General features: G+C 65.0%; 17 protein-coding genes. 7 read left to right on the top strand and 10 right to left on the bottom strand.

What is annotated here, in order from left to right; genetic code table 11:
* Window positions 1–275: 275 nt before the first annotated feature.
* The 3 genes from PMN64_RS34165 to PMN64_RS34155 all read left to right on the top strand — a co-directional run bounded on the left by PMN64_RS34165 (window position 276) and on the right by PMN64_RS34155 (window position 3,048).
* Entirely contained in the window at window positions 276–1,445 is a 1,170-nt protein-coding gene (locus PMN64_RS34165) for an acyl-CoA dehydrogenase family protein (protein WP_411783877.1), read from the top strand.
* A complete protein-coding gene (locus PMN64_RS34160) occupies window positions 1,445–2,101 on the top strand; it encodes a glutathione S-transferase family protein (protein WP_411783876.1) in 657 nt (218 codons plus the stop codon). The genes PMN64_RS34165 and PMN64_RS34160 overlap by 1 nt, the downstream gene beginning before the upstream one ends.
* 116 nt (window positions 2,102–2,217) lie before the next feature.
* Entirely contained in the window at window positions 2,218–3,048 is an 831-nt protein-coding gene (locus PMN64_RS34155) for a helix-turn-helix domain-containing protein (RefSeq protein WP_411783875.1), read from the top strand.
* A 163-nt stretch (window positions 3,049–3,211) separates the two neighbouring features.
* Here the strand turns inward: PMN64_RS34155 and PMN64_RS34150 are convergent, their stop codons facing one another.
* Window positions 3,212–4,375, bottom strand: a complete 1,164-nt coding sequence (locus PMN64_RS34150) for an ABC transporter substrate-binding protein (RefSeq protein WP_411783874.1) — start codon at window positions 4,373–4,375, stop codon at window positions 3,212–3,214.
* Window positions 4,376–4,649: 274 nt separating this feature from the next.
* Here PMN64_RS34150 and PMN64_RS34145 point away from each other — a divergent pair, with 274 nt between their 5' ends.
* From PMN64_RS34145 to PMN64_RS34130, 4 genes are all read left to right on the top strand, one after another.
* On the top strand, window positions 4,650–5,516 hold the full coding sequence (locus PMN64_RS34145; protein ID WP_411783873.1) for a 3-keto-5-aminohexanoate cleavage protein: 867 nt from the start codon (window positions 4,650–4,652) through the stop codon (window positions 5,514–5,516).
* Between the two features lie 132 nt (window positions 5,517–5,648).
* The gene (locus PMN64_RS34140) at window positions 5,649–7,247 is read left to right on the top strand and encodes an AMP-binding protein (protein WP_411783872.1); all 1,599 of its coding nucleotides are present in this window, start codon (window positions 5,649–5,651) and stop codon (window positions 7,245–7,247) included.
* Window positions 7,247–8,863 (top strand): acyl-CoA carboxylase subunit beta, encoded by a 1,617-nt coding sequence (locus PMN64_RS34135; protein WP_411783871.1) that lies wholly within the window; start codon window positions 7,247–7,249, stop codon window positions 8,861–8,863. Before PMN64_RS34140 ends, PMN64_RS34135 begins: the two co-directional genes overlap by 1 nt.
* Window positions 8,860–10,839 carry an acetyl/propionyl/methylcrotonyl-CoA carboxylase subunit alpha gene (locus PMN64_RS34130; RefSeq protein WP_411783870.1) on the top strand — a complete coding sequence of 660 codons (1,980 nt, stop codon included), beginning with the start codon at window positions 8,860–8,862 and terminating at the stop codon, window positions 10,837–10,839. The genes PMN64_RS34135 and PMN64_RS34130 overlap by 4 nt, the downstream gene beginning before the upstream one ends.
* Window positions 10,840–10,984: 145 nt before the next feature.
* On the opposite strand, the gene PMN64_RS34125 is transcribed toward PMN64_RS34130, so the two are convergent.
* From PMN64_RS34125 to PMN64_RS34085, 9 genes are all read right to left on the bottom strand, one after another.
* On the bottom strand, window positions 10,985–11,977 hold the full coding sequence (locus tag PMN64_RS34125; protein WP_411783869.1) for an ABC transporter ATP-binding protein: 993 nt from the start codon (window positions 11,975–11,977) through the stop codon (window positions 10,985–10,987).
* On the bottom strand, window positions 11,974–12,987 hold the full coding sequence (locus PMN64_RS34120; protein ID WP_411783868.1) for an ABC transporter ATP-binding protein: 1,014 nt from the start codon (window positions 12,985–12,987) through the stop codon (window positions 11,974–11,976). Before PMN64_RS34120 ends, PMN64_RS34125 begins: the two co-directional genes overlap by 4 nt.
* Window positions 12,987–13,880 carry an ABC transporter permease gene (locus tag PMN64_RS34115; RefSeq protein ID WP_411783867.1) on the bottom strand — a complete coding sequence of 298 codons (894 nt, stop codon included), beginning with the start codon at window positions 13,878–13,880 and terminating at the stop codon, window positions 12,987–12,989. The genes PMN64_RS34120 and PMN64_RS34115 overlap by 1 nt, the downstream gene beginning before the upstream one ends.
* Window positions 13,881–13,966: 86 nt before the next feature.
* Window positions 13,967–14,914: an ABC transporter permease gene (locus PMN64_RS34110; RefSeq protein ID WP_411783866.1), complete on the bottom strand. Its 948-nt coding sequence runs from the start codon at window positions 14,912–14,914 to the stop codon at window positions 13,967–13,969.
* Between the two features lie 90 nt (window positions 14,915–15,004).
* Window positions 15,005–16,600 carry an ABC transporter substrate-binding protein gene (locus PMN64_RS34105; protein ID WP_411783865.1) on the bottom strand — a complete coding sequence of 532 codons (1,596 nt, stop codon included), beginning with the start codon at window positions 16,598–16,600 and terminating at the stop codon, window positions 15,005–15,007.
* A gap of 436 nt (window positions 16,601–17,036) precedes the next feature.
* The gene (locus tag PMN64_RS34100) at window positions 17,037–17,924 is read right to left on the bottom strand and encodes a TauD/TfdA dioxygenase family protein (protein WP_411783864.1); all 888 of its coding nucleotides are present in this window, start codon (window positions 17,922–17,924) and stop codon (window positions 17,037–17,039) included.
* Between the two features lie 78 nt (window positions 17,925–18,002).
* Window positions 18,003–18,701, bottom strand: a complete 699-nt coding sequence (locus tag PMN64_RS34095; protein ID WP_411783863.1) for a DUF2270 domain-containing protein — start codon at window positions 18,699–18,701, stop codon at window positions 18,003–18,005.
* A 113-nt stretch (window positions 18,702–18,814) separates the two neighbouring features.
* Window positions 18,815–20,365 carry an AMP-binding protein gene (locus tag PMN64_RS34090; protein WP_411783862.1) on the bottom strand — a complete coding sequence of 517 codons (1,551 nt, stop codon included), beginning with the start codon at window positions 20,363–20,365 and terminating at the stop codon, window positions 18,815–18,817.
* Between the two features lie 91 nt (window positions 20,366–20,456).
* Window positions 20,457–21,611 carry an iron-containing alcohol dehydrogenase gene (locus tag PMN64_RS34085; protein ID WP_411783861.1) on the bottom strand — a complete coding sequence of 385 codons (1,155 nt, stop codon included), beginning with the start codon at window positions 21,609–21,611 and terminating at the stop codon, window positions 20,457–20,459.
* Window positions 21,612–21,819 lie beyond the last annotated feature (208 nt).

Genomic DNA, 21,819 nt, shown 5'->3' with positions numbered 1-21,819 from the left:
ATCTACACTATACCATGGTCGTCGGCAGCGTCAGATGTGTATAAGAGACAGGGGCAGGGTGGGGGTCAAGCCGCGCGTTCGATTGCTGGTGTGACCCCCACCCGGCCCGCTCGGCGTTGCCGAGCGTTCCGACCTCCCCCCTTTCAGGGGGAGGTGAGAAGGAAAAGTCATTCCGGGGCGCGCGTAGCGCGAACCCGGAATCTCGAGATGATGGATAAGGATTCCGGGTTCGATGCTTCGCATCGCCGTGGAATGACAAAGGATAGTTCGAGAACATGCTCTTCACCGCCGACCACGACGAACCGCGCCGCGCTCTACAAAAGTTCATCGCGGCCGAGATCAATCCTCATGTCGACGAATGGGAGAAGGCCGATATCTTCCCAGCGCATGAGCTGTTCAAGAAGCTCGGCAATCTCGGCTTCCTCGGCCTCAACAAACCGGTCGAGTTCGGCGGTCAGGGGCTGGATTATTCCTACGCGCTGATGATGGCCGAGGAGTTAGGGGCCATCACCTGCGGCGGCGTGCCGATGGCGATCGGGGTGCAGACCGATATGGCGACGCCGGCGCTGGCGCGGTTCGGCTCCGACGAGGTGCGGCGCGAATTCCTGGTGCCTGCGATATCAGGCGATCAGGTCGCGTGCATCGGCGTGTCCGAGCCCGGCGCCGGCTCCGACGTCGCCTCGATCAAGACCAGTGCGCGCTCCGACGGCGATGATTACGTCATCAATGGCGGCAAGATGTGGATTACCAACGGCACCCAGGCCGATTGGATCTGCCTGCTCGCCAACACCAGCGACGGTCAGGTCCACCGCAACAAGTCGCTGATCTGCGTGCCGATGAAGATGAGGGGCGTGCAGGTCGCGCGCAAGCTCGACAAGCTCGGCATGCGTTCGTCCGACACCGCCCAGATCTTCTTCGACAATGTCCGGGTGCCGAAGCGCAACCGGATCGGTGAGGAGGGCCTGGGCTTCACCTACCAGATGATCCAGTTCCAGGAGGAGCGGCTGTGGGGCGCGGCCGCCTGCCTGAAGGCGCATGAATTCATCATCAATGAGACCATCGACTACACTCGCAACCGCAAGGCGTTCGGCGGCTCGATCCTCGACAACCAGGTGGTGCACTTCAAGCTCGCGGAGATGCAGACCGAGGTCGAGCTGCTGCGCTCGCTGATCTATCGTGCCGGCGAGGCGCTGGTGGCCGGCGAGGACGTGACCCGGCTCGCGACCATGGCCAAGCTGAAGGCCGGCCGGCTCGGCCGCGAGCTCACCGATGCCTGCCTGCAATATTGGGGCGGCATGGGCTTCACCAACGAGACGCCGGTCAGCCGCGCCTATCGCGACAGCCGCCTGACCTCGATCGGTGGCGGCGCCGACGAGGTGATGCTCATGGTATTGTGCAAGATGATGGGCACGCTGCCTGCCTTGAAGCAAAAGGGAAACGCCTGATGATCACGCTCTATCATTGCGACGCCGCGCGCTCGTTCCGTCCGCTGTGGATGCTGGAGGAGCTTGGGCTTGCCTATGAGCTGAAGATGCTGCCGTTCCCGCCGCGGGTGTTCGCCAAGGAATATCTCGGGATCAATCCGCTCGGCACCATCCCGTTCATGATCGATGGCGAGACCAGGATGACGGAGTCCTCCGGCATCTGCCATTATCTCGGCACCAAATACGGCCCGACGCCGCTGATTGTCGGCGTCGATGAGCCGGCCTATGGCGCGTTCCTGAACTGGATGTATTTTTCCGACGCGACGCTGACCTTTCCGCAGACGCTGGTGCTCCGCTACAGCCAGCTCGAGCCGGAGGAGCGGCGCAACCCGCAGGTCTCGGGTGATTATGCAAAATGGTTCCTGGGCCGGCTGCGTGCAGTGGAAGCCGCCGCCGCGAAGTCGGAATTCCTCTGCGCGGAACGCTTCACCGCGGCCGACATTACGAACGGTTATGCGCTGCGGCTTGCCAGCAATATCGGCCTCGCCAAGGATTTCGGGCCGAATGTCGCGGCCTATTGGGCGCGGCTGCAGCAGCGCGACGGCTACAAGCGCGCGGTGGCGGCGGAGCAAAAAGCCGGGCAGGAACAGAACGTTGCGCCGCGGGCGCGGCTCTGATCTCGCCGAAGGCAATGTGTCCCGGAATTGATCCAGCACATCGGTGACAGCTTGCGAATTTGCGTTATGGTAGCTCCGCCGCAGCGGCCCAAAGAGCCGCGCGAGGAGGAACCGCCATGGACGCGATCGTGGACACGAAGTGCCAGAGCTCCAGCCAGCAATCCGGTCACCGGATGCTGATTACGCCGGAACGGGTGTTCTATGCCGGGCTGCTCGGACGCCCGCGCGAGCGCTGTCCCGGCGCATTCCATGTCTATGTCGCGATCCGCGACGGGCTGCATCTGTCGACCAGCGAAGGCCGCGAGTCGCATGGCGAGCTCGCGGTGACGATGCCGAACCTGCGCCACACCATCACCAGCGAATATCGCTCGGCGATCTGCGTCGCGATCGAGCCGGAAAGCGTGCCCGACGGCACCCTTGAGGCGGTCGCCCGCCGTTTGCAAGGACCAGACTCTCATCTGTTCGCCAATCGCATTCGCAACGCCTATGCGACGCTTGCCGAGATGCAGCATCGCGATGCGATTGCGAATGCCGAGTTCGACACCATGTGCTTCGGCGACGCGCTGCCGCAGCGCGTGCTCGATCCGCGTGTCGTGCGCGCGATCGGCCGCATCGGGCAGTTCTCCGGCGAGCCGGTGACCGCGGCGGGCTGCGCCGCCGAGGCCGGGCTATCGCCCTCGCGCTTCCTGCATCTGTTCAAGGAGGAGACCGGGATCTCGTTCCGCTCCTTCCGCGCCTGGAAGCGCGCGCGGCATCTGCTGCACTTCGCCAACCAGGACATCAACCTCGCGCATCTCGCGCAGGATATCGGCTATCCCGACTCGACGCATTTCAGCCACTCGATTCGTCGCTTCTATGGCTTGAAGCCGCGCGCGATCTTCTCCGGCTCGCGGGATCTTGCGATCTATCGCACCGGACAGGCCGCGAACGAACGCGCGCTGACGTAACCTCCGCTGTCGTCCCGGCGAAAGCCGGGACCCATAACCACCGATCTCAGTACTTTAGACGGCTGTGGCTCCAGAGGACCCTATAACCTCCATTCGTGGTTATCGGTCCCGGGTCGCGCTTCGCTTGCCCGGGACGACACCTGGGATTTGGGATTCTCCTCCGCTACAGATTCGCGCCCTGGATCACCTCGCCGAACCGCAGCCAGCCGGGCCCTTCGATCCGTTGCAGCTGAAGCTGCTGCAGCGGGTGATGATTGGTCGGGCTGGTGTTGACGCGGATGCCGGGCAGCAGCGTCGGGACCTCGATGTCTTTCAGGTTGTTGGCCTGCGCCATGATGTTGTCGCGGCTGAAATTGCCCTTGCATTGCTCGAGCACGATTTTCAGCACCTGCGCCACCGTGTAGGCGTAGAGGTTGTAGCCCTCCTTCGGATTGCCGTCGGGGAAGTACTTCTCCATGAAGGCGAGGAAGTTCTTCACGCCGGGATCATTGGCCCAGGCCGGGTCGGCGACGTCCTTGACATAGGCCGACGAGATCGTGCCCTGCGACTTGTCGAGGCCGACAGGCGCAATGGTCGAGGAGATCGAGGCGGCGCCGCTGGCGATGAAGTGCATCGGCTTCCAGCCGAGCTCATAGATCTTGCGAATCGACTGCGCGCAGAACTTCGCCGTGGTGCCCGAGATCAGCACATCGGGATTGGCGCCGCGGAGCGCAACGATCTGGGAATCGATCGTGGGATCGGTGACCTCGTGCGAGGCCACCACAGCTGCGGTCGCGAACCGCTCGCCGAGCACGTCCTTGGCCCCGGCGACGAAATCCTTGCCGAGGTCGTCGTTCTGGTAGAGCACCGCGAACTTCGCGTTCTTGTTCTGGCTCAGCGCGTATTTGACGAACACCTGCGCCTCGGTCCGCGCGCTCGGTGCAAAGCCCATGGTCCAGGGATAGGTCTTGTAGTCGCCCCATTTGTCGCCGTTCACCGACAGGAACAGGTGCGGCACCTTGGCGGCGTTGATGTATTTGACGACCGACGAGTTCGGCGCGGTGCCGAGCATGTTGAACAGGAAGGCGACATTGTCGCTTTCGATCAGGCGGCGCACCTGCTCGACCGTCTTCGCCGGATTGAACGCGTCGTCGTAGTAGATGTATTTGATCTGCCGGCCGGCGATGCCGCCCTGCTCGTTCAGCATCTTGAAATAGGCTTCCTGGCAGCGCGCCTGCACGCCGAGCGCGGATACCGGGCCGCTCAGGGAGGTGGTGCTGCCGATCCTGATCTCGGTTGCGGTGACGCCGGGCGTGTCCTCGGCGAACGAAGGCCGGAGGCCTGCCATAGCGGCAAATCCCGCGCCTGCCGCGCTCGTAAGCCATGTGCGCCGGTTGATCGAGACCATGACGTTCTCCCCGTAATGCCGGCTTGTTGCGCCGCTTCCGCTTGGCGGCAAGGTTAGGCGTCATGCGGGCGTCGCGTCTTGTGTTAACCGGCTGGCGACGGATTGCGTCGTGAGCGCATCCACTTAGCCAGTCAACGCAAGATGACGCGACGACAAAGTTCTCATCATGGCAAGATCAGCAGCGCATGTGCGCCGCAAAGCGGACAAGAGACCCATGAGCGACAAGGCCGTCATCACCTGCGCGCTGAACGGCGTGCTTACCGACCCGAAGCAGCACAACGTTCCGGTGACGCCGGAAGAGATGGCGCGCGAGGCCAGGGCCGCGTTCAACGCCGGCGCCAGCATCATGCACATCCATCTGCGGCAGCAGGAGCCGAACAAGGGCCATCTGCCGTCATGGGAAGTCGGCGTCAGCAAGGAGATCCAGCAGGCGATCCGCGAGGCTTGTCCCGGCGTGATCATCAACCACACCACCGGTACCTCGGGCCCGAACTACCAGGGCGCGCTCGATTGCGTACGCGAGACCAGGCCCGAGATCGCCGCCTGCAATGCCGGCTCGCTGAATTATCTGAAGGTGAAGGCCGACAACACCTGGGCCTGGCCGCCCATGATGTTCGATAACGCCGTCGAGAAGGTGCAGGACTATCTCGACGTGATGAAGGCGGCCGGCACCATTCCCGAATTCGAGTGCTTCGATGTCGGTATCGTGCGCTGCGTCGGGATGTACCGGCAGACCGGGATGTATTCCGGCCCGCTCGAATACAATTTCGTCATGGGCGTCGCCTCGGGCATGCCGGCCGATCCGGAGCTGTTGCCGATCCTCTTGAAGCTGAAGGCGCCGGAGGCGCGTTGGCAGGTCACCGCGATCGGCCGCGCCGAGATCTGGCCACTGCATCAGCGCGCCGCCGATCTCGGGGGCCATCTGCGCAGCGGGCTCGAGGATACGTTCTATCTCGGCGACGGCACCAAGGTGACGTCGAACGGACAACTCGTCGAAGGCCTCGCCGCCTGCGCGCGCCGCGCCGGCCGCGAGATCGCGAGCCCCGCCGAAGCGCGGCAGATTTTCGGGGTCAGGCACTGACCGTCATTCCGAGGTACGCGAACCGTGAACTATGATGCGCAATTGCGCATCTGAGAATCTCGCGCCACACCTCTGGATTCCGGGTCTGCGCTTCGCGCATCCCGGAATGACGGAGCAGGGGAGACAACACGCATGGACAATCTCGCAGCAACCGGCGGTGTCACCGGGCCGGGCCGCATCGGGCGGGTCGCGATCGGCGATCTGTTGAAGCGCGCCGCGCGGCGGTTTCCAGATCGCATCGCGCTGACCGATGGCAACCGGCAGGTCACTTTCACCGAACTCGAGCGCGACGCCAATCGCTTCGCCAATCATCTGGTGCAGCGCGGGCTGAAGCCGGGCGAAAAGATCTCGACCATCTGCAACAACTCCGTCGAATTCGTCAAAGCGCTGTTCGGCATTCACCGCGCCGGCCTGGTCTGGGTGCCGATCAACACCATGCTCGGACCGTCTGACATGGATTACATCCTCGGCCATGCCGAGGTCCGCTTCGCCGTCATCGACGACGCCCTTCATGCCCAGGCCGACCGCCGCGCCGCGCTGGAAGCGCGCGGCATGGAGATGATCGCAATCGACCTGACCGGCAATGCCGGCAAGACCGGATTGCAGGAGTTCAACGGTCTGCTGGAGGGACAGTCCGAGATCGAGCCTGACATCGAGATCAATGACCGCGACCTCGCGATGATCATCTATACGTCAGGCACCACCTCGCGGCCGAAGGGCGCGATGCATTGTCACCTCGCCGTTGTCATGGCCGTGATGAGCAACTGCATCGAGATGCAGCTCTCGCGCGATGACGGGATCACCGGGCAGTTTCCGCTGTTCCACTGCGCCGGCCACGTGCTGCTGCTTAGCTATCTCTCGGTCGGCGGCCGCATGGCGCTGATGCGCGGCTTCGATCCGGTCGCGTGCATGGAGGCGATCGTCCGCGACGAGCTCACCGTGTTCGTCGGCCTGTCCTTGATGTATCAGGCGATCCTCGACCATCCGCGCCGCCGCGACTACGACCTGTCGGGCCTGCGCTGCTGCATCTACACCATGGCGCCGATGGGCAAGCCGCTGCTCGAGCGCGCCATGGCCGATCTCTGTCCGAACTTCGTGCTGTCCAGCGGCCAGACCGAGATGTATCCGGCGACGACGATGTCCCGCCCGGAGGTGCAGCTCGACCGCTTCGGCAATTACTGGGGCGAATCGCTGATCGTCAATGAGACCGCGATCATGGACGACAATGGCAACCTGCTGCCGCGCGGCGAGATCGGCGAGCTCGTGCATCGCGGGCCCAACGTGATGATGGGCTACTACAAGGACCCCAAATCGACCGAGGAGGCGCGCAAGTTCGGCTGGCACCATACCGGCGATCTTGCTTTGATCGACGGCAATGGCGAGATGCTGTTCCTCGACCGCAAGAAGGATATGATCAAGTCGGGCGGCGAGAACGTTGCCTCCGTCAAGATCGAGGAGACGTTGCTGGCGCACCCCGCCGTGCAGAATGCCGCCGTGGTCGGCCTGCCGCATCCGCAATGGGGCGAGGCGGTCTCCGCCTTCGTCAACCTGAAGCCCGGCGCGGTGGCCGACGAGGCCGGCATCGAGGCGCATTGCAGAAAGCACCTCGGCGGCTTCCAGGTGCCGAAGCTGGTGCGTATCCTCGAGGAGATGCCGATGACCGCGACCGGCAAGCTGCGCAAGGTCGAGTTGCGGCAGCAATACAGTGGGCATTTTGTGGAGCGCGCCTAGTGGCCATCATCGAGAACACGATTTCCACCGGCAGCGCCGCCTTCCGGGGCAATCGCGACGGCATGCTGGCGCTGATCGCCCGGATGCGCACCCTGGAGGAGCGGACGCGCGCCGCCTCCGCCGCGGCAAAGGACCGCTTCCACAGGCGCGGCCAGCTGTTGCCGCGCGAGCGCGTCGCGCTGGTGCTCGATCCCGGCTCGCCCTTCCTCGAACTGTCGACGCTCGCCGGCTACATGTTCGACGTGGCGGATGCCGACAAGAGCGTGCCCGGCGGTGGACTTGTCGCCGGCATCGGCTTCGTCTCCGGCATCCGCTGCATGGTCAGCGCCAATGATGCCGGCATCGACGCGGGTGCATTGCAGCCTTACGGCCTCGACAAGACGCTGCGGGTGCAGGAACTCGCGCTGGAGAACAAGCTGCCCTATGTGCAGCTGGTCGAGAGCGCCGGCGCCAATCTGCTGCGCTACCGTGTCGAGGACTTCGTCCGTGGCGGCAACATTTTTCGCAACCTGGCGCGGCTGTCGGCGGCGGGGCTTCCCGTCGTCACCGTCACCCACGGCTCCTCGACCGCGGGCGGCGCCTACCAGACGGGCCTGTCCGACTACATCGTGATGGTGCGCGGCCGCACCCGCGCCTTCCTCGCCGGGCCGCCTCTGCTCAAGGCCGCCACCGGCGAGATCGCGACCGAGGAGGAGCTCGGCGGCGCCGAGATGCACACCTCGATTTCGGGCCTTGGCGATTATCTCGCCGAGGACGACCGCGATGCACTGCGCATCGCGCGCGACATCATGGCCAAGCTGCCTTGGGATCGTCCGGACCGCGAACCGGCTGCGTTCAAGCCGCCGCGCTATGACGCCGAGGAACTGCTCGGCATCATGCCGATGGACCACAAGCGTCCCGTCGACATGCGCCAGGCGATCGCGCGCTTCATCGACGATTCCGACTTCACCGAGTTCGGCGCCAATTACGGTCCGGCGACGGTCTGCGGCCATGCCCGCATCCAGGGCCAAGCGATCGGCATCATCACCAATAATGGCCCGCTCGACGTGCCCGGCGCCAACAAGGCGACGCATTTCATCCAGGCCTGCTGCCAGTCGCGCACGCCGATCCTCTACATGAACAACACCACCGGCTACATGGTGGGCCGAGCCTATGAAGAGGCCGGCATGATCAAGCACGGTTCGAAGATGATCCAGGCGGTGACCTCGGCGACGGTGCCGCAGATCACGCTGTATTGCGGCGCCTCGTTCGGCGCCGGCAATTACGGCATGTGCGGCCGCGGTTTCCACCCTCGCTTCTGCTTCTCCTGGCCCAACGCCAAGACCGCCGTGATGGGCGGCGAGCAGGCCGCCGAAACCATGGCGATCGTCACTGAAGCCGCCGCCGCGCGGCGCGGCAAGCCGATCGAGAAGGAGAAGCTGGACGCGATGAAGGCGCAGATCACCGGCGTGTTCGACAGCCAGATGGACGTGTTCTCGACCAGCGCCCGCGTGCTCGACGACGGCGTGATCGATCCGCGCGATACGCGGACGGTCTTGGCAGAGGTGCTTTCGATCTGCCGCGAGGCCGAGGCTCGCAGCCCGCAGCGCATGCAGTTCTCGGTGGCGCGGCCATGAGCGGGGCAATCGTGAAGCGGACGCCGTTCTTCAAGATCCTGATCGCCAATCGCGGCGAGATCGCGCTGCGCATCATGCGATCGGCACGGCGGCTCGGCCATGGTGTCGTCGCGGTCTATTCGGACGCCGACCGCGACGCGCTGCATGTGCGCGAGGCCGACCAGGCGGTGCGGATCGGCGAGGCGCTGCCGGCGCAATCCTATCTGAAGATCGACGCGATCATCGCCGCCGCCAAGGCGAGCGGCGCCGGCGCGGTGCATCCCGGCTATGGTTTCCTCGCCGAGAACGAGGATTTTGCGCAGGCCTGCCGCGATGCGGGTCTGGTGTTCATCGGTCCATCGCCGGAGGCGATCCTTGCGATGGGCAACAAGGCCGGCGCCAAGGAGATCATGCAGCGGGCCGGCGTACCCTGCGTGCCCGGCTATCAGGGCGCCGACCAGAGCGATGCCGTGATGCTGGCGGAAGCCAGGGCCATTGGTTTTCCGGTGATGATCAAGGCGGTCGCCGGTGGCGGCGGCCGCGGCATGCGGCTGGTCACCGATGCGGCGGCATTTCCCGATGCGCTGCGCAGCGCGCGGTCGGAGGCGCAGGGCGCGTTCGGCGATCCAACCGTCATTCTGGAGCGCGCGATCGTCAATCCCCGCCACATCGAGATCCAGGTGTTCGGCGACCGCCATGGCAACGCCATCCATCTCGGCGAGCGCGATTGCTCGGTGCAGCGGCGGCACCAGAAGCTGGTCGAGGAGGCGCCGTCGCCGGCGGTGACGCCGGAGCTGCGCGCGCGGATGGGCGCGGTCGCGGTGCAGGCGGTCAAGGCGATCGGCTACGAGGGTGCGGGCACGCTGGAATTCCTGCTCGATCGCGCCGGCAATTTCTACTTCATGGAGATGAACACGCGGCTGCAGGTCGAGCATCCCGTCACCGAGGCGATCATCGGGCTCGATCTGGTCGAATTGCAACTGCGCGTCGCCAGCGGCGCGCCGCTCGGCTTGACCCAGGAAGACGTCAAGTTCTCCGGCCATGCCATCGAGGTCCGGCTCTGCTCGGAGGATGCCGCGCACGATTTCATGCCGCAATCCGGCACGATGGCGCGGTGGCAGATGCCAGATGGTATCCGCGTCGAGCATGCGCTGCAGTCCGGCTCGGAGATCCCGCCGTTCTATGATTCGATGATCGCCAAGGTCATCAGCCACGGCGCGACCCGCGACGAGGCGCGCGGCAAGCTGATCTGTGCCCTGGAGCAGGTCACCGCCTTCGGCGTCACCACCAATCAGGGCTTCCTGATCGATTGCATGCGCCATCCGGTCTTCGCCAGGGGCGAGGCGACCACGGCCTTCATCGGCGACAACCGCGAAGCGCTCCTCGCGGTCCGGCCCGATCGCGGCAGCGATATCGCGCTTGCGGCGCTGCTGCTCTACGTGACCCATCCGCACGCGCCGCCATGGCAGCGCGGCCGGTCGATCGCAGCGACATTCCCGCTCGGCCTGCGGATCGATTTCGGCCACGGCGTGCAGGAGATCGAGATTGTCCGCGAGCGGGACGGCAGCTACCTCGCGATCCGCAACGGCGATCGCTTCAGCTTCGTGATCGACGAGCTCAGCCAGGACAGCATCCGCTTCCACCACGACGGGGTGATGGAGCAGGCCAGATTCCTGCGCGATGGCGATCGGCTCCATATCCTGCATCGCGGTGTCACGCTGGCAGCGCGCGATCTCACGCTGGCGCCGCCGGAGAGCGCGACGGCGGCCGGCGGCGACGGCAAGGTCCGCGCGGCCATGAACGGCCGGGTCGTCGCGGTGCTGGTGAAGCCGGGCGACAAGGTCGCGGCCGGCCAGCCGGTGATGACGCTGGAAGCGATGAAGATGGAGCACGTCCACACCGCCGGCGTCGCGGGCACGGTGTCGTCGATCGATGTCGCCGAGGGCGAGCAGGTGACGACGGGGAAGATCGTGGTGGAGATCGAGGCTGTCGCCTAACCGCCGTCGTCCCGGGCAAGCGGAGCGCGACCCGGGACCCATAACCACAGGACGTGGTGATTCAAAAAAGCTGGGGGCCACAGCGCGGCGCAACAGCGAACATTTGTGGTTATGGGTCCCTGCTTTCGCAGGGACGACAGCTGAGTCATTCCTCGCGCCCCGTGCCGTCATTCAGCCAGCAGGCGACCTGATGCGCCGGGCCGGCCGCCTGCAGCACCGGGCGTTCGGTCTTGCAGCGATCCATCGCGTAGCGGCACCGGGTGTGGAAGGCGCAGCCTGAAGGTGGATTGATCGGGCTCGGGACATCGCCGTCGATCAGCGGCGCGGTTCGCTTGGCCTTGGGGTCGGCGATCGGCACCGAGGCGAGCAGCGCCTGGGTGTAGGGGTGGCGCGGATTGGCGAACAGCTCGTGCTTGTCGGCGATCTCGACAATGCGGCCGAGATACATCACCGCGACGCGGTGGCTGATATGCGCGACGACCGCGAGATCGTGCGCGATGAACAGATAGGAGAAGTTCTGCTGGCGCTGCAGGTCGATCAGCAGATTGATCACCTGCGCCTGGATCGAGACGTCGAGCGCGGAGACCGGCTCGTCGCAGACGATCAGCCGCGGCCCGAGCGACAGCGCGCGCGCGATGCAAATGCGCTGGCGCTGGCCGCCGGAGAACTGGTGCGGGAAATTCTTCATCTGGTCGGGCCGCAGGCCGACCTGCTGGAACAGTTCCGCGACACGCTCCTGCTTCTTCGCGCCGGTCGCAAGGCCATGCACGGTGAGGGGCTCGCCGACGATGTCGCCGGCCGTCATGCGCGGGTTGAGCGAGGCGAACGGATCCTGGAACACGATCTGCATCGAGCGCCGGTACGGCCGCAGCGCGGTCTTGCTGAGCGGCGCGATGTCCTCGCCATCCAGCTTGATGGCGCCGCTGGTCGGCTCGACCAGCCGCAGCACGGTGCGTGCCACCGTCGACTTGCCGCAGCCGGATTCGCCGACCAGCCCGAGCGTCTCGCCGGCGCCGAGTGCGAAGCTGACGCCATCGACCGCATGCACGGTGCCGACCTGGCGGCGCAGCACACCGCCGCGCACCGCGTAGTGCTTGACGAGGTCGGTCACCTCGAGAAGCGGGCGCTGTTCGGTCATGACGCCTCCGCTATCTCGCCGGCGCGCCAGCACGCGGCCCAATGATTGCTCTTGATCTCGTCGAGCGGCGGATATTCCTGCCGGCAGCGGTCGACTGCCAGCTTGCAGCGCGGCGCGAAGGCGCAGCCGGGCGGCAGCTTGGTCAGCGACGGCACCATGCCGGGGATTTCGGTCAGCCGCGCATCGGTCTTCGCGCCGAGCGCGATCACCGCCGGCATCGACGCCATCAGCCCGCGCGTGTAGGGGTGCAGCGGCGTCTCAAACAAAGCTTCGACCGTCGCCTCCTCGACCTTCTTGCCGGCGTACATCACGATCACGCGCTGCGCGGTTTGCGCGACGACGCCGAGGTCGTGGGTGATCAGGATCAGCCCGGTGCCGAGCCGCTTTTGCAGATCGACGATCAGCGCCAGGATCTGCGCCTGGATGGTGACGTCGAGCGCTGTGGTCGGCTCGTCCGCGATCAGGAGCGCCGGCCGGCACGCCAGCGCCATCGCGATCATGGCACGCTGGCGCATGCCGCCGGAGAGCTGATGCGGATATTCTTGCGCGCGGCGCTCCGGTTCCGGGATGCGCACCAGCCGCAGCATGTCGACGGCCTGCTTCCAGGCCTCCTTGCTGCTGACCTTCTGATGCAGTCGCACCGCCTCGATGATCTGGTCGCCGATCCGCATCACCGGATTGAGCGAGGTCATCGGCTCCTGGAAGATCATGGAGATGCGGTTGCCCCTGATGTCGCGCATCGCGGCATCGTCGAGCTTCAGCAGATCGGTACCCTCGAGTGTCACCGAGCCGCCAACGATGCGGCCGGGCGGATCGGGCACCAGACGCATGATCGACAGCGCGCTGACGCTCTTGCCGCAGCCGGATTCGCCGACGATCGCCAGCGTTTCGCCGCGGCGGACCGAGAACGAGACGTCGTCGACCGCGCGGAACAGGCCGGAGTTGGTGAAGAACACCGTCTGCAGGTTCTTCACCTCGAGAACCGTATCGAGCGTCTTGGCCTCGCTCATCAGCCGCGCTGCCTCGGATCGAGAATGTCGCGTAACGCGTCGCCGAACAGATTGGTGCCGAACACCGCAAGGCTGATCGCAATGCCGGGGAAGATCACGAGCCACGGCGCGGTGCGAACATATTCGGCGGCTGATTCGGATAGCATACGACCCCAGGACGGATAAGGCTCGGGGATGCCGAGGCCGAGAAACGACAGCGACGCTTCGGTCAGGATGGTCGAGCCGAGCTGCGCGGTGGCGAGCACGATCAGTGGCGCGATGGTGTTGGGCAGCACGTGGCGCAGCGCGATCCGCGTCTCGCTCATGCCGATCGATTTGGCGGCCTCCACGAACGGCTGCTCGCGCAGCGCCAGCGTGTTGGCGCGGATCACGCGCGCGACCGTCGGGATCAGGGGAATTGCGATCGCCAGGATCACGTTCGGCAGCGATGGGCCGAGCGCCGCGGTCATCACGAGTGCGAGCACCAAGAGCGGCAGCGACTGCAGGATGTCGGTGACCCGCTGGAACACGAGGTCGACCCAGCCGGAGAGATAGCCGGAGGCGAGGCCCACGATCACGCCGAGCGTGGCGCCGAGCGTCGTCGAGCCGATGCCGACCGCAAGCGAGATCCGCGCACCATGGATGATGCGGCTCCAGACGTCGCGGCCGAAGGAGTCGGTGCCGAACCAGTGCAGCGCGGACGGCGCAGCCAGCCGGTGCGCGGAATCGACGCTGAGCGGATCGTAGCGGCTGATGACGTTCGCGAAGATCGCGGTCAGCACGAACAGCAGCATGATGACGAGGCCGATTGTGCCGAGCACGTGGCGTTGCGCGAGGAACGCAAACCGTCCCCAGCCGCCGGTGGCGTTGGCCCCGGCACGTCGCAATTCGCTGTCGAAATTGATCGTTGCCACGTGGCCTCTTTAGTTGAGCATGATCTCAGCGCAAACGCTTCGCGTTTGTCGCAAGGAAAACCGGTTCCCACTTTTCCGGATCATGCTCAGTCTCCAAACCGGATACGCGGGTCGATCGCCGCATAGAGCATGTCGACGATGAAATTCACGACCACCACCACGACGGCGATGAACATCACGAGGTTCTGCACGATCGGATAGTCGCGCCAGCGCAGCGCCTCGACCAGGAAGCGGGCGATACCGGGGATGTTGAACACGGTCTCGGTGACGATCAGGCCGCCGATCAGGAACGCGGCCTCGATGCCGATCACGGTGATGACCGGCAGCACCGCGTTCTTCAGCGCGTGGTGATAGTTCACGGAGGCCTCGGAGGCGCCCTTGGCACGCGCGGTGCGAATATAGTCCTGGCGCAGGATCTCCAGCATCGAGGAACGGGTGATGCGCATGGTGAGCGCCGCGCTGCGGAAGCCGACCGCCATCGCCGGCACGGCATAGATGGTCAGCGCCTCGAGCCAGGTTTTCGGGTTCGGATTGAAGATCGGCATGGCGCCGAACAGCGAGACCGAGGCCATCAAAATCAGCAGGCCGAGCCAGAATGACGGCAGCGACAGGCCGCTGAGGCTGACGACGCGCAGCGCATAATCGAGCCGTGAGCCCTGGTGGACGGCGCTGATGACACCGAGCGGAATGCCGATTGAGGCGGAGAACAATAGCGCCAGTCCGGCAAGCCGCGCGGTGATCGGAATCCGCGGCAGGATTTCCTCCAGCGCCGGCTTTTCCGAGACGTAGGAATAGCCGAGATCGCCGTGCAGCAGGCCGCCGATCCAGTGCAGGTACTGGATCACGATCGGCTGGCTCAGGCCGAGCTCGCGCTCGAGATTGGCCTTGTCGGCGGGATCGACGAAGCCCGCGGCGTCGAACAGGATGTCGACGATGTTGCCGGGAACGACGCGCAGCAGCACGAAGATGATGACCGAGATCCCGAACAGGGTCACGAGCATCAGGAACAGCCGCCGCACGATATAGGCAAACACCCTGGCTCTCTCCCTGATCCCGCCTGTGTCTTGTCTTCCGATGCGCTTCTTGACGCGAACCGGCATCCACTTCGTTCGAAAACGCTATGTCTATTTATCCAGCCAGACGTCTTCGTAACGATAGCCGTTATAGGAGCTGTTGGACATGATCGTGACATTCTTCACGTAAGGCTGCCAGCAGGTGCCGGTGCGGGCATGGAAGATGATCGGACGCGCGACGTCTTCCTGCAGCTTCTTGTCGATCTCCCAGACCAGCTTCTTGCGCTTGTCGGTATTGGTCTCTTCCGACTGCTGGTCGAACAGCTTCTCGATCTCCTTGTTGCAATAATTGGTGTAGTTCCGCTCCGAGCCGCAGGCGTAGTTCTCGTAGAACGACTGGTCGGGCTCGTCGACGGCATTGCCGGTGAGGTTGAGGCCGAGCGAGTAGTCCTTGCGGGCGATCTTCGGGAACCATTGCGCGGTGTCGACGACGTCGAGCTCGGCGTCGATGTAGATGCTCTTGATCTGGTCGATCAGGATGATCGCGGGATCGCGATAGACCGCGATGTTGCGGGTCGAGACCTTGATCTGCAGGTGCTTGTCTGGGCCGTAGCCCGCCTTCTGCATCAGCTTGCGGGCTTCCTCGCGGTTCTTCTCGATGTTGGGACCGTAGCCGGGGATCTGCTCCAGCATGTCCTTCGGCATCGCCCACAGCCCGTCCGGTGCCGGCTCCATGGTACCGCCGATGTCACCCTGGCCCTCGAACATGATCTGGATGAACGCCTTGCGGTCGAGCGCCAGCGCCAGCGCGCGGCGGATGTCGAGATTGTCGAACGGCGGCGCGGTCGAATTGATGATGATGTTGGTGGAGACGTTGTTCGGTTCCACCACGCAGACCGCGTTGGGCGCCTGCGACTTGACGTCCTTGAGTAGGGGGATCGAGACCTCGGTCGGGAACGTCATGTCGAACTTGCCGGAGACGAAGCCGAGGATCGCGGTCGAGCGGTTCGGGATGATGGTGAACTCGATACCGTCGAGATAAGGCAGGCCCTTTTTAAAGTAGTCGGGGTTCTTGGTGAGCTTGATCGACTCGTTGGCCTTGAACTCGACGAACTTGAACGGGCCGGTGCCGACCGGCTTGGTGCGCATCTCGGCCGGCGACACATGGCAGGGATAGACCGGCGAATAGCCCGAGGCGAGCAGCGACAGCAGGGCGGGCTGCGGCCGCTTCAGCTTGAACGACGCCTGATAGTCGCCGTTGGTCGTGACCTCTTCGACTTGCTCGTACCAGGACTTGCGCGGGTTCTGCCGGAACTTCTGCTGCGACTTGCCCATCAGCATGTCGAAGGTGCATTTGACGTCGGCTGCGGTGAACGGCTTGCCGTCGTGCCATTTCACGTCCTTGCGCAACTTGAAGGTCAACGTCTTGTTGTCGCCGCTCCAGGCCCAGCTCTCCGCAAGCTCGGGCCGGATCGTGCTGGCGCTGTTCTGGGCGATGTGCTGGTCGAAGATGACGAGATTGTTGAAGATCGGCATGAACGGAACGTTCAGCGAATAGGTCGCGCCCTCGTGGATCGAGGCGCTGCCCGGACTGTCGCGGTGATAGATCCTGAAGATGCCGCCCGGTTTCGGCTCGGCTGCGCGTGAAACGTCGCCGATGATCAGCACAGACAACACCGCGACGGCCAGCGCTTGCACGCTCCGCATGGTCCCCTCCCACATTTCGGTCTCAATGGCCGATTGGCATCGACGATACCACGGTGAGGCTGTCGGGCAACCAGCGAGGATCGCGCGGGGATTGGCAATTCGGATGACCCCACAACATTAAAATTTCCACGGATCGGGAATAATGGCTGTGATTGCGGGGAACTCGGGTTGTTTTGCTATCCAGCGGCGAAACTCCCTTCGAATTAAGTTGCGGGCGCCGATGCGTATGGCGTGAAGCAGGCCGCAATCAGCGACAGTTTGTCGCCGACGTAAGCCGCGCACTGCACGCGCTCTCCGTCATCCTGAGGAGCGCGAAGCGCGTCTCGAAGGATCGACGGCCCAGCTGGTGGCCGTGCATCCTTCGAGGCTCGCCCAGCGGCGCAATTGCGCCGCAAGGCTCGCACCTCAGGATGACGGGGAAACATTCGCATTCGCCTCACTCCGCCGCCTGCGGCGAGGGCAGGTGCATGTTGGCGACGCCATCGGCCTCGGTCGCCGAGATCGTGGTGCGAATCATCAGGCGGCCCTCATGCGCCGGCCAGGGGCGGCCGCGATGCATGGTGGCGCGGTTGTCCCACATCACGACGTCGCCCTGCTTCCATTGGTGCAGATAGCTGACGCCGGGCGCGGTCGCGGCTTCGGTCAATTGCTCGATCAGCGCCTTGCCGGCCTCGGCATCCATGCCCTCGACGCCATAGGCATGGGAGGCGAGATACAGCGCGCCACGGCCGTTGACGGGATTGCGCCAGACCATGCGCCAGCACACCGGCGGCAGCGCGTCGACCTCTTCAGTCGTTGCGAGGCCGGTCGCCACCTTGCTGCGCGAATGCGCGTAGGAGTGCCAGGCGAACGCGTTCTCCAGCCGCTTCGCCGTGTCCTTGTCGAGCCGCTCGAAGGCAAGCCGCATCGAGACGAATTCGGTCTCGCCGCCATGTTCGGGGATGATGCGCGCCGACAGGATCGAGGTCAGCGCCGGCACCCGCTTGAAGGAAGAATCGGTGTGCCAGAGCTGGTTGGCCCTGGCACGCAGCTGCTGCCGGTGATCGGATGGAACCACCTTGCCGTCGGGCCCGAAGGTCGAGAGGATCACGAAATGCGAGCCGGTGCCCATCGAGCCGACCTTGGTCACCTCGGGCGGACCGAACCGGCGCGAGAAGGCGAGCTGGATGTCGTCGCTGACCTCCTGGCCGCGGAACACCAGCACCGAATGTTCCTCGAACGCCGCGCGCACCGCCGCATAGGCGGCATCGCTGGCGGCAACGTCTGACAGCGTGACGCCGCGCAGCTCGGCACCGAATCCCGGACGCAGTGGGATCACTTCCATCGCTAGTCCTCCCTTTTCTTTGTTGTTGAGGCGAGGTTAGGGGAAAAGCCGGCGATCGGCAACGCGGCCCGCGGCGCCTCAGCCCATTGCGATCAGATTGTGCCGCGTGCGCCGGTCCGCGACCTCGATGCGATGTGTGACGAAGGCGAACAGCGCCCAGCTGGAATGGAAGGCGACACCGGCCAGAATCACGATGGTTCCGGGAATCGGACCGATCGAAGCGCGGTCCAAGATCGCGCTCATCGTGGTCAGCGGCAGCGGGTGGATCGCCAGCTTGCCGTAATAGGCGATGGCCTGGATCGCGAAGATCCAGCCATAAGTCCGTCGCAGGCGCCGGCCGATCGCTCTGACATAGCTGATGTGATAGCTGGGGCGGCGGTAGTCGTTGGCGAGCAGTTCGGTCCAGGCTGCGTTCGGTGTGGGGCCCTCGCCGCGGATCATCGGTGCGTAGAAATCGGTTTCGAGCAACCGCGCCCGGGCGCGCCAGACGTTGAAATAGCGATAGCGCCGCGCCTCGAATAGCAGGAATACGGTCACCAGCAGTCCGACCAGGACCATCGGCAAGGGCGAGGCTTCCGCACTGCTGTAGGTCGCCGACAGCGCGATCCCGGTCGTGACCACCGCCCAGTTGGTCGAGCTGTCGAGACGGGTGCGCCAGACCGTGCTGCGATAGACCTCGCCACGATAGAGATGGGCGAGTGCACCGATCTCGGCGGCAGTGAATTCGAGCCTTCCGGCCTGCACCGGCTCCGGCTCGCGCGGCTGGGGCGATGGCATGGCGGCCTCCGGCGAAGCTGGCTTGCGATCCCGGAGCATAGCGCGAAATCCGCGCGACCGGCGAGTCCGTTGCGTCCGCCGGCTTGGATTGGCAGCATCAGTCCGGATGCCGCTCACACGATCCGCGAGGTCTTGTTGCCCCAATAGCGGTCACGCAGCAGGCGCTTGTAGAGTTTGCCGGTCGGCAGCCGCGGCAGCTCGGCCTCGAAATCCACCGAGCGCGGCACCTTCTGGCGCGACAGCGCGCCGGCGCAGAACGCGATCAGTTCCTCGGCGAGCTCCGGCCCCGGCGCGATGCCGTCGACCGGCTGCACCACCGCCTTCACCTCCTCGCCGAGATCGACATTGGGCACGCCGAACACCGCCGCGTCGGCGACCTTCGGATGGGTGATCAGGAGGTTCTCGCATTCCTGCGGATAGATGTTCACGCCGCCGGAGATGATCATGAAGGTGGCGCGGTCGGTGAGATAAAGGAAGTTGTCGTCGTCGACATAGCCGACGTCGCCGACCGTGCTCATGCTGCCGTCGGCCGAGCGCGCCTCGCTGGTCTTGGCGGGGTCGTTGAAATATTCGAATGGCGTGGCGGTCTTGAACCACACGGTGCCCGGCGTTCCCTTGGGGCAGGGCTGCATGTTCTCGTCGAGGATATGCAGATCGCCGAGCAGGACCCTGCCGACGGTGCCGCGATGCGCGAGCCATTCCTCGCTGTTGCAGGCGGTGAAGCCGAGTCCCTCGGTCGCGCCGTAATATTCGTGGATGATGGGACCCCACCATTTGATCATGTCGTCCTTGACCAGCGCCGGGCAGGGCGCGGCGGCATGGATCGCGATTTCGAGGGTCGACAGATCGTAGCGGGCGCGAACCTCCTCGGGCAGCTTCAGCAGGCGTGAGAACATGGTCGGCACCAGCTGGCTGTGGGTGATGCCCCATCTTTGCACCAGCTCGAGATAGCGCTCGGGATCAAAACTCTCCATGATGACGACGGTGCCGCCCATCCGGATGGTGAGATTGACCGCGGCCTGCGGCGCCGAGTGGTAGAGCGGCGCCGGCGAGAGGTAGACCATGCCCTCGCGGTAGTGCCAGAGCTTCGTCAGGAAATCGAACAGCGGCAGGTTCTGCGATGGCGGCTGCTCCGGCAGCGGCCGCACGATGCCTTTGGGCCGGCCGGTCGTGCCGGAGGAATACAGCATCGCGGTGCCGGCATATTCGTCCGCGATCGGCGTTGACGGCAGGTCCGCGGTGGCCTGTTGCAGCCCGACAACGCGATCGCTCTCGCTTTCGCCGTCGACCACGATGCAGAGTTCGACCTGCGGACACTCCTTCAGCGCCTCGCGCGCGATGTCGAGCTTCAGCCTCGAGGTGATCAGGATCCGCGACTGGCTGTTGGTCAGGATGTAGGCGAGCTCGCCCGCGGTGAGGTAGGAGTTGACGCAGGTGAAGTAGAGCCCGGCGCGCTCGCCGGCGCCGCAGGCCTCGAGGTAGCGGTTGTTGTTCTCCATGAAGATCGAATAATGGTCGAGCCGCCGCAGCCCCTGTTTGCGGAACAGATGCGCGAGCCGGTTGGAGCGTGCCTCGAGCTCACGATAGGTGACGGTCTCGCCGGTCCCGGCCATGATGAAGGCGGGTTGCAGCGGGCGCAGGTAAGCATGCTTGCCGGTGTACATCGAACGTCACATCCCCCTTTATCGTGATCTAGATTCTTGTTTTGACGCGTTTTCTTCACGCGAACCGGTACCCACTTCGCTCGAAAACGCTCTATGCAGCCATCTCCAGAATCTCGCGAACTTGGGATGGATCGTCGATCTTGCGCGGATTGCGCGGCACCCAGGGCGTTCGCATCGCTTGCGTTGCGATGCGGTCGAAATGCTCGGGGCCGACGCGCACCTCGTGCAGGCTGCGCGGCATGCCGAGGTCGTGGATGAAGCGGTCGAGCACGTCGCCGGCGTCCGCGCCCGCATGCCCCATTGCGGCCGCGACCAGCGCCTGCCGGTCGGCATTGTCGCGCTTGTTCCAGCGCATCACCGCGGGCAGCATCACGCACGAGGTGTAGCCGTGCGGCACGTCGAACTCGGCGCCGAGGACGTAGCCGATGCCGTGGCTCGCACCCATCGGCACGCCCGAGGCGAGCGGGCCGGTGGAGAGCCAGGTGCCGATCTGGCAATCCATCCGCGCCGAAATATCCTTCGGGTTGGCTTTCACCCGCGGTAGGCCGGCCGCCAGCATCTCGAGCCCCTTCAGCGCCTGCGCGTCGCCGTAAGGATGTGCCTCGCGCGAGCAGATGCCTTCGACGCAATGATCGACGGCGCGGATGCCGGTCGACAGGAACAGCCATTCCGGCGTGTGCACCGACAGTTCCGGATCGAGGATGGTGGCGCGCGGCATCACCAGCGGATGGCGCAGCATCTCCTTCTGCCGCTTGGCCTCGTTGGTGACGCCGGCGATCGACGAGAACTCGCCGCCGGCGATGGTGGTCGGCACGCTGATCTGGCGCACGGTCGGCGGATTCATCGCGGGCGAGACGCCGCCATGGGTGCGGATCGTCTCGATGCCGTCGGACGTCGTGACGTTGTTGGCGAGGCAAAGCTGCACCGCTTTGGCGCCGTCAGTGATCGAGCCGCCGCCGATCGTGACGATCAAATCCGCTTTCGCGCCGCGCGCCTGCTGCGCCGCCGCGATGACCGCGGCGCGCGGCGTATGCGCCGGCATCTTGTCGAAGGTGCCGACGCAGCGGGGCCCAAGCGCCGCGCGAACCTTCTCGATCTCGTCGGTCTCGCGGTTCAGCGTGCCCGACACCATCAGAAAGGCGCGCTCGGCGCCCAGCCGGTCCAGCTGCTCGACGATGGCCTCACGCGCGGGCCGCCCGAACACGACCTCGTCCATGGCGCCGAATACGACACGGCCTCGATGCACGCGCCTGTCCTCCCTCAACACGGTCCGCCTTGCTGGCGGTCCTTTGCGGCGAGGTTAGCGGAGGAAGGCGGGGCCGTCATCAGGGTCCTGCCGGTGGTTTGATACGGTCGCGCCGCCCATTCCGCTGTCGTCCCTGCGAAAGTGTTTGGTCCCGTTTGATTGGCAAGGGCCTGGATTGGCGTCTTGTAGCCGAGGCATTTGAGGCGGG

The organism is Bradyrhizobium sp. UFLA01-814 (assembly GCF_046718885.1).
Taxonomy (GTDB): Bacteria; Pseudomonadota; Alphaproteobacteria; order Rhizobiales; family Xanthobacteraceae; genus Bradyrhizobium; species Bradyrhizobium elkanii.
Note: the sequence above shows the minus strand (reverse complement) of the source record. Positions and strands in the feature narration are given on the sequence as shown.

What these genes read in the sequence shown, in the direction of transcription:
- PMN64_RS34165 (WP_411783877.1), top strand. Translation starts at nt 276, where the DNA reads ATGCTCTTCACCGCCGACCACGACGAACCGCGCCGCGCTCTACAAAAG.
- PMN64_RS34160 (WP_411783876.1), top strand. Translation starts at nt 1,445, where the DNA reads ATGATCACGCTCTATCATTGCGACGCCGCGCGCTCGTTCCGTCCGCTG.
- PMN64_RS34155 (WP_411783875.1), top strand. Translation starts at nt 2,218, where the DNA reads ATGGACGCGATCGTGGACACGAAGTGCCAGAGCTCCAGCCAGCAATCC.
- PMN64_RS34150 (WP_411783874.1), bottom strand. Translation starts at nt 4,375, where the DNA reads ATGGCAGGCCTCCGGCCTTCGTTCGCCGAGGACACGCCCGGCGTCACC.
- PMN64_RS34145 (WP_411783873.1), top strand. Translation starts at nt 4,650, where the DNA reads ATGAGCGACAAGGCCGTCATCACCTGCGCGCTGAACGGCGTGCTTACC.
- PMN64_RS34140 (WP_411783872.1), top strand. Translation starts at nt 5,649, where the DNA reads ATGGACAATCTCGCAGCAACCGGCGGTGTCACCGGGCCGGGCCGCATC.
- PMN64_RS34130 (WP_411783870.1), top strand. Translation starts at nt 8,860, where the DNA reads ATGAGCGGGGCAATCGTGAAGCGGACGCCGTTCTTCAAGATCCTGATC.
- PMN64_RS34125 (WP_411783869.1), bottom strand. Translation starts at nt 11,977, where the DNA reads ATGACCGAACAGCGCCCGCTTCTCGAGGTGACCGACCTCGTCAAGCAC.
- PMN64_RS34120 (WP_411783868.1), bottom strand. Translation starts at nt 12,987, where the DNA reads ATGAGCGAGGCCAAGACGCTCGATACGGTTCTCGAGGTGAAGAACCTG.
- PMN64_RS34105 (WP_411783865.1), bottom strand. Translation starts at nt 16,600, where the DNA reads ATGCGGAGCGTGCAAGCGCTGGCCGTCGCGGTGTTGTCTGTGCTGATC.
- PMN64_RS34100 (WP_411783864.1), bottom strand. Translation starts at nt 17,924, where the DNA reads ATGGAAGTGATCCCACTGCGTCCGGGATTCGGTGCCGAGCTGCGCGGC.
- PMN64_RS34095 (WP_411783863.1), bottom strand. Translation starts at nt 18,701, where the DNA reads ATGCCATCGCCCCAGCCGCGCGAGCCGGAGCCGGTGCAGGCCGGAAGG.
- PMN64_RS34090 (WP_411783862.1), bottom strand. Translation starts at nt 20,365, where the DNA reads ATGTACACCGGCAAGCATGCTTACCTGCGCCCGCTGCAACCCGCCTTC.